Genomic DNA, 13,281 nt, shown 5'->3' on the forward strand with positions numbered 1-13,281 from the left:
GCGCTAAAGGTATTCAGAAATTAAAAGCGGCTGGACAAGTCGTTACTGCTTGCGGAGGCTTGCGTAAATCCTGTCACGAACAGGTTGCGGCTTAGGAAACAAGAAGCATCGCCCGAATAAGGGCGGTGAGAAGTCACGTTATTTAAGCTGCCATGAACGTAATATGTGATAGTTAACGCCATTTTCTGTGCTTTGAGAATGGTAGAGGTGCATTACTGTAGGGCTTAGTACAAGTGGTTTAAAAACGATTGATTTTGTTACCTCCTGCAGAGTACTTTTGGCTTTTCGTGCAATAGTAATGTGGGGGGTAAAAATATGGGCATTTTTTTGCAGGTTGAATAAATATGTCAGTGAGTGGCACTCCCGGGCGAGCTGTGATAAAGCAGGTTCGGGATCTTCTCCCGTCAGGCAAAGTACTTGCGGTTTTTGCCAGTAGGTCAGGGTTGTTAATCTTTGCTGAAATTGAGGTTTAGACATCAGGGAAACTTGTTCTTCGAGTTGCTTCTGAACCTCCTCGCTAACAAGACCCAAAAACGCCAGAGTCATATGCAGGTTTTGTATCGGTATTAGCCTCACTGATTTGTCTAGCTTTGCCTGCACCTGAGAGATCTGCTTTGCTTGCTGTTTATTTAACGCGATACCTAAAAAAAGCCTTTTGGTCATATTGAACACTCAAATAATTGCTTAATATCAGACTACTTAAAAATACACCTTTATTGCGTATATTCTGGACTTGTTCGATAAATATTACCAATTACCGCCGTCTGTAGGGATGATCTGAGTAAATGTTATTGTTAAAAAAACAGTGGGAAGGACCGGGAGTCAGTTAATAAGTGCCGATTGCTTAGTCTTGATTGTGTTTTTTATTCAAAATTAACCTACAATGACTTTCGTTTTTTTTACAGGTGATTAACAGGTATTATGTCAATTAGAATTGCTATCAATGGATATGGGCGGATTGGCCGCAGTGTACTGCGCGCATTATATGAAAGTAACCGTCAGGAAGAGATCAAAATTGTTGTTATTAACGAACTTGCTGATCCCGCGGCAATCGCTCATTTAACCCAGTATGATTCAACCCATGGCCGTTTTCCATTTTCCGTTGAACTTCTGGAAAATCAATTGCAAATTGAAAATGATTCAATTTCTTTGGTGCGATGCGCTGAACTGGCTGATTTGCCATGGCGTGAATATGATATTGATATTGTTCTGGACTGTACGGGCATTTACGGGAGTAAATTCGATGCGGATGCGCACATAGCTGCTGGTGCTAAAAAAGTTATTTTCTCTCATCCGGCCGGCTCTGATGTTGACGCAACTGTTGTCTATGGGGTGAACCATCACCAGCTCAGCGGCCTGGAGAGCTATATTTCCGGTGCTTCCTGCACCACCAATTGCATGGTGCCGGTTATTGATACTTTAGATAAATGCTTCGGCATTAAATGCGGCACAATTACAACGATTCATTCCGCAATGAACGATCAACCTGTGATAGACGCTTACCATCCTGATTTAAGACGTACACGCGCCGCGAGCCAGTCAATTATTCCAGTTGATACAAAATTAGCAGCCGGAATAGAACGGATTTTACCTAAATTTGCCAATAAATTTGAGGCGATCGCCGTGCGCGTGCCGACTATCAATGTCACTGCGATGGATTTAAGCGTCACTGTCAGTAAAGATGTCACTATTGAAGATATTAATAATTGTCTTATAGCAGCATCAAAAACTAAACTACAAGGTATTCTGGGTTACACCGAGGCGCCACTGGTCTCTATTGATTTTAATCACGATCCGCGCTCTTGTATTATTGATGGTACACAAACCCGAGTCAGTGACGGGCGTTTAGTGAAACTATTAGTCTGGTGTGATAACGAGTGGGGATTTGCCCATCGCTTATTAGACAGCAGTTTTTATATTGCAAATTTAGCCCGGCAAAATAATGTTCAACAATTACATGGCAAACAGTTATGCAAAGCATGCTGATTTCTGCAATAACAAAGGTGCTGATTGATGGTGAAAAATATTTTGGTGGTCGGGGCATCAGGCTATGTTGGCAGTCAACTGGTGCCGGCACTTGCTCAAAAAGGCTATCATGTCACGGCGACAGGGCGGGATCTCAAGGTACTTGAAAAGCGCGGATGGAGCAGGTTGCATAATGTCGATCTTGTTGAGTTAGATTTAGCTGTCGACACTGATTTATCCCCAGTTTTAAAAAATATTGATGTCGTTTTTTTTCTTGTGCATGGCATGAGCTACGGGGATAATTTTGTTGATGTTGAGCTGCAAAGTGCCAGAAATTTTAGTGAACAATTAAAAATCAGCCAGGTTCAACAGGTTATCTATTTAGGCTCTCTGCAGCCTGTTTCCAGCCACTCACAACATTTTATTGCCCGTAAAAAAACCGGTGAGATTTTAAGAGAAAGCAATGTTGTAGTTACTGAGTTAAGAGCGGGGATCATTGTCGGTCCGGGATCAGCGGTTATCGAGGTGATGCGTGATTTTGTTTACCATCTGCCGATCATTATTACCCCTAAATGGATGACCTCGCGTAACTCACCGATCGCTTTGGAAAATATACTTTATTATCTTGTTGAATTACTCAATTTTACTCCTGAAACCCATAAAATATTTGATATTGCCGGTCCCGAATTATTGACTTATAAACAACAGATGCAAATCATAGGAAAGTTAGCGGGTAAGGAAGTACATATTATTCCTCTTACCTTTCTGACGCCTAAAATGGCCGCTTACTGGTTTAAAATAATTACCTCGGTGCCGACTAATATTGCTAAAGCTCTGGTAGGTGGACTGCAGTATGATTTAACTGCCGACGGTGAAAAGATTCAGGCACTTATTCCGCAAAAATTACTCTCTTTTGAACAGGCTGTCGCTAAAACCTTAACCCATGAAAGTGATATTATTGACAGTGAGGTATGGGGCTTCGATCCGGATGCTCTGTCACGTTGGCGACCCGGCTACGGTTATTACCCTAAGCAGGCGGGGTATACGCTGAAAACTGATTTAAGTGCAGAGAGCCTATGGCAGCAGATTCAATTAATTGGTACTCAAGAGGGCTATTTCTTCGCCAATATTTTATGGAGAATCCGCGAATGGATGGATTACCTTGCGGGTGGTGACTCTTTAACTCGTTACCGCCGTGATCCGGAAAAATTAGCATTAGGCGACAGAATTGATTCGTGGAAAGTAATCGCTATTAAAGAAAATAGCTTTTTGTCATTATTATTTGGTATGAAAGCGCCCGGGCTTGGGCGATTAGAGTTTAACATCACCGATAAAGGCACTTATAGAGAGTTAGATATACGCGCCTGGTGGCATCCGGCAGGGTTTTGGGGGCTGTTATACTGGTTCGTGATGATGCCCGCTCACTTATTTATTTTTAAGGGTATGACAAAAGCGATTGTCAAAAAATGCCGGGCTAAAATATAAGAAAACGAAAGGTCAGATTGATACGTGCTTCTACAGGACGCTTCGTTTTAGCAATGCTGTGCAGCCAATGGTGCTGCAAAGAACCATCCATTAACAACAGACTATTATGCTGTAGAGCGATTTTAACTGTTTCAATTTTTTGCTGTTTATGTTTGAGCAAAAAACGTCTTTCCGCACCTAAACTATAGGAGGCGATTGCCGGGTTAATACCTAAAATTGCCTCATCATCAGCATGGTAAGCAACACTATCCTGACCGTTGCGGTAAAGGTTCGCAAGCACGCTATTAAAATGGTGGCCGGTGATTTTTTCTATTTTATTTTTTAAATGCAGCAGTCCGGAAGTAAAATCCTGCGCTTTTACCAGGCTCCGGTAACCATCTGCTGCCGTTGCGCCATATTCGCCGTACCAGGCGGTAAGGCGTGGCTGATTTATCATCTTACCGTATATTTGCAGCGCTTCCTGCTGCCATTTTGTTCCCGTCAATAACTCATGATATAAGCTTTCTGCCTGATCAGGCCTGAGAAAGCTTGGCCAGTAAATAAGGCGTCCGTCTAAATCAATAAGCTGTGTGCCATTATCATCGGCAAATAAATCGGTGATCATATTCGTAGCTATTCCAGTTAAAAAACGTAAAAATGCAGCTTTGTCTCAAACAATTTGATGCACTTAAATACTATCATTTTTTTGCTTAAAATATGGCGATTGCTACTGATACCAAATCCGATAATTATCTACTCATTTATACTTGCTAAAATGAATGCTAGCTGCGTTATTAATTTTGCAATTAGAACAACTAGTTACTGCAATCAATGCCTTGCTTTCATCCGTTTTTTCTACGCCTAAATAGATCATCTAATTATCGGAATTGGTATGATATATTTGCAATATGTAACTGCTCATTATCTTGAAAAAAGCATGTCGAGTTGATTTATGGCTATACTCATAGAAATAACGGGTTATTCTGAGGTGAGCTATGTTTTTTAAAAACCGAACTAATGGCGAGATGATAGATATTATAGAGAGCAGTGAATTAACCGATGTTTATCAACAAACGGTTACCGGCAGATATCAGGCGGGTGAAGAGTTACAGGAAGCTGAAACAGTAAAAAAAGCTGATTTGGTGTTTTTATCGGGTGAGGAATTGCCGCGTTGCTGGACAGATCCTCATTACCGGGATGAAAAATTTACCCGCTGAAAAATTCTTACTGTATTGGATTCATAAACACAGAATGAAAACCGCACCGTCTGGCAAGGAACAGGGCCATGGAAAAATCATGAAGCCCCTTGCCCCGTAAGGACTTGCTCGAGGTAGCTGATATTTCTATTGGCGCGTTTTGTTTTCTTTTTATACCTGCTTTAAATTCGAGTCCGCATTGAGTAAATTTAGTGCTGTATGACGAACCACTGCATAATTTTCTGATCCATTATCTCGCCTAATTCTACAAGCATCTTCGCTAACTTCCAATGCGGTTTAACTTCAATTGATCAGTGCTCTCTTGCTGCATGGGCAAATTCTTCAACACTCAATTTTGCAGAACTGATATAAAAGCGAAATGCTGCTTCTGTTTGTTCACCTTTTTCAGTCCGGAATGAGACAATATACCCTAATGTTTTAAGCTCAGGCCATTCAAATTCAATATCACCAAGCGCTGTTAGAGCATGGCTAACCATATGTAATCGCGTTTCTTCCCGGCTGTGTGATTTTTCGCTTTGTGCCAACGTATTGGCTGTGGCAGCTTCCATTTTGGCAACTGTAAAAATCTCATTAAGGGCTTTTTCAAGTCGTTTTTGATTACCTTTAACTGCTAAAAAATAATCTCCACCACGACCAACTATCTTTTCGCTATTTTCGTTTGGCAGCCCATGGCGTCAAAGGTAACAAGGCATCCTCGGATATCTAAAAGCTCTAAAAGAGCTGGTATTGCGGTTATCTCATTACTTTTAGTGCCAGTCTTTATCTGTCCTAATACAACTTCATTTGCTGCTGCAAAGGCACGAACCATTTGTATCGCGTTACTCTTATCACCTTTTGTGTATGAGCCTCGAACTGTCTTGCCATCAATGGCAATAACATCACCATGCGTAGCCTCATGACAATCCTTCATCCAAGCAATAAAGCAGCGCTGAAACTGTTTGGGCTCCATTGAAGCAAATACTCTCGCAATGGTATGGTGAGAAGGTGTACCATTTTTATACTCACCATATTTTCTTAACCAATCAATTTGATCGTGACCAAAATCAGCAATATCTTCCCAACCTTCTGCGCCAGAAATAATGGCGACAATAGATAAAAATAAGGTATCAGATAAACTATCTGAGATTTTCCAGTCTTGTCGGGGGATCTTGGATAATCGCAATATGGTCCAGCAGACTTAATCCGTTCATTTCTTTAACTTCTCTCGACTAAAGAGAAGTATATGATCACACCTGAACCTGATCTGCAAGGTTATCTATTTTAAAATTAGGATCTTGTTATATGAAGGAAAAAACCACTCATTATACCAATTCCGTTAATTAGATGATCTATTTAACGGAATTGGTATTACACTGTTCGATATTTAGCCTTTTCATGATTCTTCCCTGGAAATAGGGCTTTGCAGGAGTGTTTTCACGCGTTATTTTAGCCGATTTTATTATTTTTCGCTTTTGATAATGATATATTCAGTGTACAAATTGATGTTATGTAGTGTACAAAGAGGGCCTTTGATAAAGTGAGAAAGATTATGGTAATAAATATTAAGCTATTCATTACAGTTTTTTTATCCATCAACTTATTAGCCTGTGCGCCTGTCTCAGCTGAAAAAAGTGGAAAAACTGAAAAAACTGAAAAAATTGAAAAAATTGAAAAATCAATTACCCATCAGGAAGTGGGTAAAGCCTCTTTTTATGCCAATAAATTTATTGGTAGAAAAACCGCAAGTGGTGATATTTTTCGTCAGAATGCAAAAACAGCAGCGCACAAAAAATTACCTTTTGGTACTAAAGTGAAAGTCACTAATATAAAAAATGGTAACTCTGTTGTGGTAACAATTAACGATAGAGGGCCTTTCGTTAAAGGGCGGATTATTGACCTTTCCCGATCTGCCTTTAAGGCTATTAATGGTCTTGATGCAGGTGTTATTAAAGTACGTATTGAAGTTATCAAGTAAGATGAATTATTCACAGTTAAACCATGGGAGAATGCGCTCTGCTAATGTTCAATACGCTCTGATAACTATTCCAGATAACGTTAATTAGTTCGATTAGACAGTCCCTGTAACATATTTTCATTCAAAACCCCTTCTTTGTTCAAGTTAAATGGAATAAAACCTTTTGGATCTATTCTGGTATTAAGCCGGTATTTAATATCGTCGCCGTTATGCTGGCTTAAATGGGTCAGCAATTTCAATAAATCAAATAAATTGACTGTCGTTTGAATATCAACAGGTGTTTCGCTGTAGGCTGTAAGTTTCGGTATTTGATTGGAAACACCCGATAAGATTCTCTGATCAGCGATGTCGAGCTGTAAGGTCATTCCCTGGATCTCTAAATCCTGAGCATTAGGATTTGTTACTAACAATCGCACGTTAAAGCGGGGGGATAAGCCTGCTGAAGACAGCGTCGGCTCGATCTTAACCAAACGTACTTGCAGCTCCTGTAACTGCTGTATGGTGCTACATCCGCTTAATAATAAAACAGAAAACAACACAATAAACTTCCATCTAGACATATCCGCCACCTGTCAATTTTGATAATCATCAATAATAGCAAAACAATCACAATTGTTTTTTTTATTTATATCGATTGTTATTAATTAGCTGCATTTGCGATTAAATTATTCTACATTACTCTTCTGGGGTAGTTTTAACGCACAACAGAGAGTTATTTATATGCTGAAAAAAATTCATGCTTTTTTAAATGCAAACAAGTCACAGGATTCAACAGTTCCTGATGATACTGTTGCCATTGCTTGCTTACTCTGTGAAGTCGCTAACGCCGATCATTCGATCTCCGAAGAAGAGGCAACTGCCCTGCAGAATACTTTATGCAAGTTGCTACAAATTGATAATGATAAAGCAAAAGAATTATTAAGCATTGCAAAAGAAACAATACGAACATCAAACTCTTTGTTTCAGTTTACCTCCGAATTACGCGCCTTAGATCAGCAATCGCGTATTGATTTAATCAGCGCAATGTGGGAAATCGCTTATGCTGACAATCATCTGGATCCACACGAAGAGGCGATTATTCGCAGAGTAGCGCAATTAATCTATGTTGCTCACAGTGAGTTTATTCGTACCAAACTGGCAGTAATCGCGCCATAAATCTGCTTGTGATAGTAAGAGAACTTTAACTTGAGGAAAAGGTAATTACTCAGCACTATAGAATAGTATTGCTCAAAGGCAGGCCAAACAATAACTCACCACTTGATTGGTGAATAATGCGATGAAAAAACCAGACTGTAAAACGGCTATGTTAAATATCATCTTATTGGTGAAAAAGGACTTCCCCTTTGATAATCCGGAAGTTCAAATCTGTGGTGACAGCTGCGTTGGCTGCCCGAAAAAATTACTGGAATTAGTTGAAACAGAAATTATGTATTGGGAGTTAGTTATTGAACGTGGCGAATCCCCAAATTTAGGTGAAATTTCCCGTTTTGCTAAATTATGCAAAAATGTGCGCAGAGGGCTGAAGCGTAACGGTCTTGTTGACTGAATCAGTGCAGAAAAAATAATTTTATCAAACAGCGATAGATTACTTGATCTGTCCGCGTTCCTTTAGTACTGCCCGTAAGCTTTCGATACGTTTACGATTGACCCCAAAATCTGAATAACCAAGGCGTGAAGCGGAATAAACTGCGATAATGTTCTGCTCTGTACGCAGTTCTAATTTAAGGTCATCTACGAATCGGAACAATGCACTGCGACATTCAACATGCAAGAAATATTGAGTTTGCTCGATAATTATGCAGCCTGGTTGCTGTTCAATTATCTCCTGCACAACAGCCCAGACGGTTTCGGCTTCTTGTGTTAACAGATAGGGGGCTATCTGATGTTCACCGTCGGTGGCGTCACTTGAGACACAATTTGGATAAGCAGGGCAGAGGGAGATGATCTCCGCTGACTGAGCAATGTCTCCCGGGCTTTTTTCACTGCAGGCGGCAAGATGCATATTCATAAAAAATATTATTACAATCAAAAAAGCTTTTTTCATGATGCGACTCTCCTTTAACGTATTTCAAAAGTGACCTTATATGTGACTCAGTGACTGGCTTGTTTTATAAATTTATCAAGATCATGGTGATTTTCAAAAAAATCAATAGCAGCATCAGCTTGCCTCTTTTTTGTCGCTGGTAAGCGTTTAATGAGCCCTTTAAGGGGAGCGAAACTGAAATCAAAGGTTGCATTTTCTGCGAGCTTTCCGGTTTTATCCAGCAGTTTTTCAATACTTAAATCATCCGTTAAAAAATGCATAAAGCCCATTACCACAAAGTTAAAAGATGTTTCATGATTTGCTTTTTCGGCTTCCCGGATACGTTGCCGGGTATCTGTTATCTCCTCACAAAGTAAAGAGATTAGTGCCGCATTGGTCATTGCATTGTTTACCGCTGTTTGCAGTTCCGGATCTTTAATTTCTTTATAACGTGCCATAATTTCGTCAAAAAGTTTGAGTGCCTCTTTGATCTTATTAAACTTTAATAAAATATTAGCCTTAGCAGCCAAAGATCGGGCAACAAGTTTATTAAATCGCAATGTTTTATGGCCGGAAAAACGCAGTTGAATTTTGTCACAAAGTTCGATAAGTGCTAGTGGTTTCTCCTGTATATGGTAGATATCAAGTAAAGAAGAGAATGACTGGGCAACCAGGATTTGCAGCTGCAAGTTTTTGCTCTGTGCAAAGAGTGAAATAACCGACTCATAACAGCTAATCGATTCTTGTTGTTGCCCGAGCATAGCCAGGTAGTTACTTTTATGGACCAATGCCTGTGCGACTATCTGCTGTATTTGTACCTCAGATCTGCTCTTCAACTTTTCGATGAGAGTAGTATAAATACTCAGCACGTTACTGCCGGCGCCTTTTTCAGCCAGTGCCTGGGCTTTATTCATAACTGCGGTGCTAACCCTAACCTCAAAAAATAGTTCGTTAACACCTGAAAAACGGGAGACGATCTCTTCATAGACCGCAATTTCCAGATCAAATTGATTGAGTTGTTTCAGTAAACAACCTTTTTGAAATAGTGAGTTGATAACTTGCTGTTGTAATTCAATCGGCGCATCTTCAGCTACGCGTAAAATTACCTGGTCATAAATATTCAGAGCTGCTGTTATCTGCTCACATTTTTGCAGGGTATAGGCTTTGTTAAAAAGCGCCTTTGTAATTAATAAATCACTGCTTTGGGGACTATTAATCACCTTGTCTAAAAACTTGATGGTGTCCGGGTACCCATTCTGGTGAAATAGCAGGATAGCCTTGTCGAAGTTGTCTGCTGCAGAGTAATCAGTTTCTGCTTTATGGGTTAAGCGATTATTTACATTGATGGTAAATTTTTTAATATCATCAGCTGCTGAAGTCTGATCAAATTGAGAAAGGCTAGCCCTTATATCATTTTCATATTGAGTTTTTATCGACAAATATAAATCGGACAGATGAGCGAGATCTTTTGCGGTTTTCTGTGCAGTGAATAGACGCTCATCCAGGCTGGTTAGATAGTTTTTGCCATAATCATTATTTATGACAGTTGTTTTCCCTACAAGAGCACTCACTATTTCAGACTCTTTTTCCTCCAGCCAGGTTAAAAAAAGGCTTTCCGTGTTTTTTGTCGCTTCATAAACAGCCTTGTTTTTTGCTCTTCGTGTTAGGAATACTGCGAATAGAGCAATTATCAAGCTAAGCAGGGCTGTTAGCATTGCCAACATTGTATTATTAATACTAATCTCTTTATCTGAAAAGCTCAGTGACTTCCTGAATTGCCAGTCATTACCTGCCGTTGCCTGAAGTTGTTTTTTAACTTCGCTAAGCTCTGATCTGAGTAGCTTTAATTGTTTTAGCTGGTCAGCTGTCTGCTCGGATTGTTGTCCGGAAGGAAGTTGCGAAGGTTGTGTCTGCGGAGGCACTGCTGCTTTTTCTGTTGATGATTGCAATTGTTCAAAGGCAGTTGAACGCGGGCTCATTTCAAGCGTTGTTTTTTGTGACAGAGATGATTGCTCGGCAGAGACGGTTTGTGGTTGCGCAGACGTGCTGTTTATATCGGCATAAACTACAGGTGTAAAAAATGAGAGCAGAGTAGAGAGTAATAAAAAGAACATATTATTCCTTAACGGAGGAAAAGAAAAAGCGGCTGCTTAACTGCACTACAAGCTAAACAGATTAATTATGGTAAAGTAAAAAAAGCAGCTTAATTGATTAGGCGATAACCGTGAATAAAAACGCGATTGATAAACTGGTTTTATTAAGCTTAGGTATCTGAAATGTTAAAACAGTATTTGGTCAATCCAATTTCTCTTGTATAAACAAGGGTGTTTACCTGACTTTGCATGTAATAACTATTAAACGTAATTGTGCTGTTTTTATCGTAAAATTGATACCCGTATAAATATTTATTTAATTCCCTATAATACCTTATAACCCCTCGTTAAAGTTTAAATCTAATGATAAAGAGAAGGAGCTGTGTGTATGAAAATAATAAAGCCAGGTTTATTGTCGACTGTTATGGCCGTTTCATTGGCACTCTACGGTTGTGTAAATTCGCCGACAGGCAGGCAACAGATTTTACTCTTTTCCGGTTCTCAGATGTCAGAGCTTGGCGTGCAGTCATTTGAGGAGATGAAAAAGCAGGAAAAGATTAACACGGATAAAAAAACCAATGCTTATGTACAGTGTGTGACCAACGCAATTACTACTCGTTTAGGTCCGCAACCAGATTTTGGGCAATGGGAAGTTGTTGTTTTTGACAGCGATGAAGTTAACGCATTTGCACTGCCCGGTGGAAAAATAGGTGTTTATACGGGGTTACTTAAGGTCGCCACTAATCAAGATCAGCTTGCAACCGTTATCGGCCATGAAATTGCCCATGTGACGGCTAATCACAGTAATGAAAGGCTGTCCAGAACGCAGCTGGCAAACACCGGTTTACAGCTGACGAGTGCTGTAATGAGTGGTTCGGAGTATCAGAGTATTGTTATGTCCGGGCTTGGTTTGGGGGTGCAGTATGGGGTATTGATGCCTTATAACCGCGCCCAGGAATCTGAGTCTGATATGGTAGGTTTACGCCTGATGGCCGAATCAGGATTCGATCCTCAGCAAAGCGTTACTTTATGGGAAAACATGGCTAAAGCATCCGGGGGTAATCAGATTCCGGAGTTATTATCTACCCATCCTTCCCATTCTACCCGTATTCAGGACTTACAAGCCGCGATAGCCAGCTTACCGGTAATGAATGTAAAGCAGCAGAACTGCCGCTTATAACAGTGATAGAGGCGTGATTTCCCTGCAGACTACACGCCCTTATATAAATTTTTTATGGATTGAACGACTAGCCAGTCTTGCTTTTCCATATTTTCTGCGTCTGATGTTGGATTACTATGGCTTCCCGGTGTCAGGATAGTTGTCGTTATTATAAAACCATAATTTACAACATCTTATAAAAACAGTTAACTTTCTATGATCATAATATTTACAAATAGTTAGCTATAGAGTAAAAAGCTAACAACAATGTACTGGAACAGAGTCATAAAAATACAGAATTAGTGCTTGCAACTAATTTAGTGCCTATAATCCAGGATCAAACCTGTAGAGTGGTCTATGTTGTCTAACGCTGATTAACTATTTATTAATGCTCCACCCAGCCGTACCAATTCTTAAAGTAGAGGAATACATGTCGAACAAAATTGAAACCGCATTAGAATCAACCATTTTCAAAAGTCGTTGGTTGTTAGCCCCTTTTTACGTGGGCTTAGTGCTGAGCATTGTATTGTTGTTTGTAAAATTTGTTCAGGAATTTTGGCATATCGCCAGCCATGTTATCTCTATGCCGGAAAGTGACGTCGTGATTGGTATTTTGGCGTTAGTTGATTTATCACTTGTAGGTAGCTTATTACTGATGATTATTTTTAGTGGCTACGAAATTTTCATCTCGAAAATTGATCTGGATTCTCATGAAGACCGTCCTGAATGGATGGGAAAGGTTAACTTTTCAGGGCTCAAACTAAAAGTCATCGGTGCAATTGTTGCGATCTCGGCAATTGACCTGTTAAAAACTTTTATGAATCTTCCGGCAAGCCTTTCCAACGAGCAGACAAATATAATAATGTGGAAAGTTATCATTCATTTAACATTTGTTTTTTCAGGGCTGATCTTTGCTTATATGGATAAAGTTGCCGGCGATACTAAGCATCATTAATCATTATGGTGGTTACATTGACTGTGAGCTATTGACTTGCAGACGGAAAATAACGAGCCTGAGGGCTATTACTTGCTGAAATGCCACCTGCTACAAAGCAGGTGTGCTGTCTACCCGATTGCACCAAGTGCCCGATCTAAGTATTGTGAGCTTTCGCGAGTAAATTTAGCGGGCGTTGCTGATTGTTTTTTGCAATCATGGGATTGACTCCTGTTACTCTGCTTAAGTTAAAAAGTATAACGCCAGGCGCAACTTTAAACTGCATGAAAGGCAGGGAGTTTTTGTAACAGGAAATCATAGCCTCGCTTTTATCCATTTAGATGAAAAACACCGTCATTCATGGCGGTGATGAAAATCATTGATGCGAAGCATTAACGTTACTTAGGTCTATTTTGTTGCTCGATATAAGTCGTCAGGGCATCTAGCGCAGCACCGTCACATGATCCGGCAA

At 39.9% G+C, this 13,281-nt stretch carries 13 protein-coding genes and 1 pseudogene; 8 read left to right on the forward strand and 6 right to left on the reverse strand.

Translation table 11 applies throughout. The annotated features are described in order from the left end of the window. Positions 1-138: 138 nt before the first annotated feature. A complete protein-coding gene (thpR, locus tag ABZA00_RS13100) occupies positions 139-663 on the reverse strand; it encodes an RNA 2',3'-cyclic phosphodiesterase (RefSeq protein ID WP_372882613.1) in 525 nt (174 codons plus the stop codon). A 258-nt stretch (positions 664-921) separates the two neighbouring features. Here thpR and epd point away from each other — a divergent pair, with 258 nt between their 5' ends. After that, positions 922-1,986 carry an erythrose-4-phosphate dehydrogenase gene (gene epd, locus ABZA00_RS13105; RefSeq protein WP_372882614.1) on the forward strand — a complete coding sequence of 355 codons (1,065 nt, stop codon included), beginning with the start codon at positions 922-924 and terminating at the stop codon, positions 1,984-1,986. Positions 1,987-2,013: 27 nt separating this feature from the next. After that, a complete protein-coding gene (locus ABZA00_RS13110; protein WP_372882615.1) occupies positions 2,014-3,450 on the forward strand; it encodes a DUF2867 domain-containing protein in 1,437 nt (478 codons plus the stop codon). Here ABZA00_RS13110 and ABZA00_RS13115 read toward each other — a convergent pair. Next, positions 3,440-4,054, reverse strand: coding sequence for an alpha-ketoglutarate-dependent dioxygenase AlkB (locus ABZA00_RS13115; RefSeq protein ID WP_372882616.1), 615 nt, complete (start codon positions 4,052-4,054; stop codon positions 3,440-3,442). The genes ABZA00_RS13110 and ABZA00_RS13115 overlap by 11 nt on opposite strands. A 370-nt stretch (positions 4,055-4,424) precedes the next feature. Between ABZA00_RS13115 and ABZA00_RS13120 the strand changes: the two genes are divergently transcribed. Then, positions 4,425-4,646 carry an acetyltransferase gene (locus tag ABZA00_RS13120; RefSeq protein WP_372882617.1) on the forward strand — a complete coding sequence of 74 codons (222 nt, stop codon included), beginning with the start codon at positions 4,425-4,427 and terminating at the stop codon, positions 4,644-4,646. Positions 4,647-4,723: 77 nt separating this feature from the next. Here the strand turns inward: ABZA00_RS13120 and ABZA00_RS13125 are convergent. Beyond that, a pseudogene (locus ABZA00_RS13125) lies at positions 4,724-5,836 on the reverse strand (ISAs1 family transposase). A 338-nt stretch (positions 5,837-6,174) separates the two neighbouring features. Here ABZA00_RS13125 and ABZA00_RS13130 point away from each other — a divergent pair. After that, entirely contained in the window at positions 6,175-6,600 is a 426-nt protein-coding gene (locus ABZA00_RS13130) for a septal ring lytic transglycosylase RlpA family protein (RefSeq protein ID WP_372882618.1), read from the forward strand. A gap of 80 nt (positions 6,601-6,680) precedes the next feature. Here ABZA00_RS13130 and ABZA00_RS13135 read toward each other — a convergent pair whose 3' ends face one another. Next, entirely contained in the window at positions 6,681-7,160 is a 480-nt protein-coding gene (locus ABZA00_RS13135; RefSeq protein ID WP_372882619.1) for an LEA type 2 family protein, read from the reverse strand. A 160-nt stretch (positions 7,161-7,320) separates the two neighbouring features. Between ABZA00_RS13135 and ABZA00_RS13140 the strand changes: the two genes are divergently transcribed. Together ABZA00_RS13140 and ABZA00_RS13145 are read left to right on the forward strand one after the other, a co-directional pair. Beyond that, complete coding sequence (locus ABZA00_RS13140) at positions 7,321-7,755, forward strand: TerB family tellurite resistance protein (protein WP_372882620.1); 435 nt, start codon at positions 7,321-7,323, stop codon at positions 7,753-7,755. Between the two features lie 121 nt (positions 7,756-7,876). Next, entirely contained in the window at positions 7,877-8,146 is a 270-nt protein-coding gene (locus ABZA00_RS13145) for a hypothetical protein (protein ID WP_372882621.1), read from the forward strand. 39 nt (positions 8,147-8,185) lie between these two features. Here the strand turns inward: ABZA00_RS13145 and ABZA00_RS13150 are convergent, their stop codons facing one another. Both ABZA00_RS13150 and ABZA00_RS13155 read right to left on the reverse strand, forming a co-directional pair. Next, positions 8,186-8,644, reverse strand: a complete 459-nt coding sequence (locus ABZA00_RS13150) for a DUF1499 domain-containing protein (protein ID WP_372882622.1) — start codon at positions 8,642-8,644, stop codon at positions 8,186-8,188. Between the two features lie 47 nt (positions 8,645-8,691). Next, complete coding sequence (locus tag ABZA00_RS13155; protein WP_372882623.1) at positions 8,692-10,737, reverse strand: hypothetical protein; 2,046 nt, start codon at positions 10,735-10,737, stop codon at positions 8,692-8,694. Positions 10,738-11,104: 367 nt separating this feature from the next. Here ABZA00_RS13155 and ABZA00_RS13160 point away from each other — a divergent pair, with 367 nt between their 5' ends. After that, positions 11,105-11,896 (forward strand): M48 family metallopeptidase, encoded by a 792-nt coding sequence (locus ABZA00_RS13160; RefSeq protein ID WP_372882624.1) that lies wholly within the window; start codon positions 11,105-11,107, stop codon positions 11,894-11,896. A gap of 409 nt (positions 11,897-12,305) precedes the next feature. Then, positions 12,306-12,830 carry a TIGR00645 family protein gene (locus ABZA00_RS13165; RefSeq protein ID WP_372882625.1) on the forward strand — a complete coding sequence of 175 codons (525 nt, stop codon included), beginning with the start codon at positions 12,306-12,308 and terminating at the stop codon, positions 12,828-12,830. Positions 12,831-13,281: the final 451 nt, after the last annotated feature.

Origin of the sequence: Psychromonas sp. (assembly GCF_041586535.1) — a bacterium.
In the GTDB taxonomy this organism is placed as follows: domain Bacteria; phylum Pseudomonadota; class Gammaproteobacteria; order Enterobacterales; family Psychromonadaceae; genus Psychromonas.

What these genes read in the sequence shown, in the direction of transcription:
- thpR (WP_372882613.1), bottom strand. Translation starts at nt 663, where the DNA reads ATGACCAAAAGGCTTTTTTTAGGTATCGCGTTAAATAAACAGCAAGCA.
- epd (WP_372882614.1), top strand. Translation starts at nt 922, where the DNA reads ATGTCAATTAGAATTGCTATCAATGGATATGGGCGGATTGGCCGCAGT.
- ABZA00_RS13110 (WP_372882615.1), top strand. Translation starts at nt 2,014, where the DNA reads ATGGTGAAAAATATTTTGGTGGTCGGGGCATCAGGCTATGTTGGCAGT.
- ABZA00_RS13115 (WP_372882616.1), bottom strand. Translation starts at nt 4,054, where the DNA reads ATGATCACCGATTTATTTGCCGATGATAATGGCACACAGCTTATTGAT.
- ABZA00_RS13120 (WP_372882617.1), top strand. Translation starts at nt 4,425, where the DNA reads ATGTTTTTTAAAAACCGAACTAATGGCGAGATGATAGATATTATAGAG.
- ABZA00_RS13130 (WP_372882618.1), top strand. Translation starts at nt 6,175, where the DNA reads ATGGTAATAAATATTAAGCTATTCATTACAGTTTTTTTATCCATCAAC.
- ABZA00_RS13135 (WP_372882619.1), bottom strand. Translation starts at nt 7,160, where the DNA reads ATGTCTAGATGGAAGTTTATTGTGTTGTTTTCTGTTTTATTATTAAGC.
- ABZA00_RS13140 (WP_372882620.1), top strand. Translation starts at nt 7,321, where the DNA reads ATGCTGAAAAAAATTCATGCTTTTTTAAATGCAAACAAGTCACAGGAT.
- ABZA00_RS13145 (WP_372882621.1), top strand. Translation starts at nt 7,877, where the DNA reads ATGAAAAAACCAGACTGTAAAACGGCTATGTTAAATATCATCTTATTG.
- ABZA00_RS13150 (WP_372882622.1), bottom strand. Translation starts at nt 8,644, where the DNA reads ATGAAAAAAGCTTTTTTGATTGTAATAATATTTTTTATGAATATGCAT.
- ABZA00_RS13155 (WP_372882623.1), bottom strand. Translation starts at nt 10,737, where the DNA reads ATGTTCTTTTTATTACTCTCTACTCTGCTCTCATTTTTTACACCTGTA.
- ABZA00_RS13160 (WP_372882624.1), top strand. Translation starts at nt 11,105, where the DNA reads ATGAAAATAATAAAGCCAGGTTTATTGTCGACTGTTATGGCCGTTTCA.
- ABZA00_RS13165 (WP_372882625.1), top strand. Translation starts at nt 12,306, where the DNA reads ATGTCGAACAAAATTGAAACCGCATTAGAATCAACCATTTTCAAAAGT.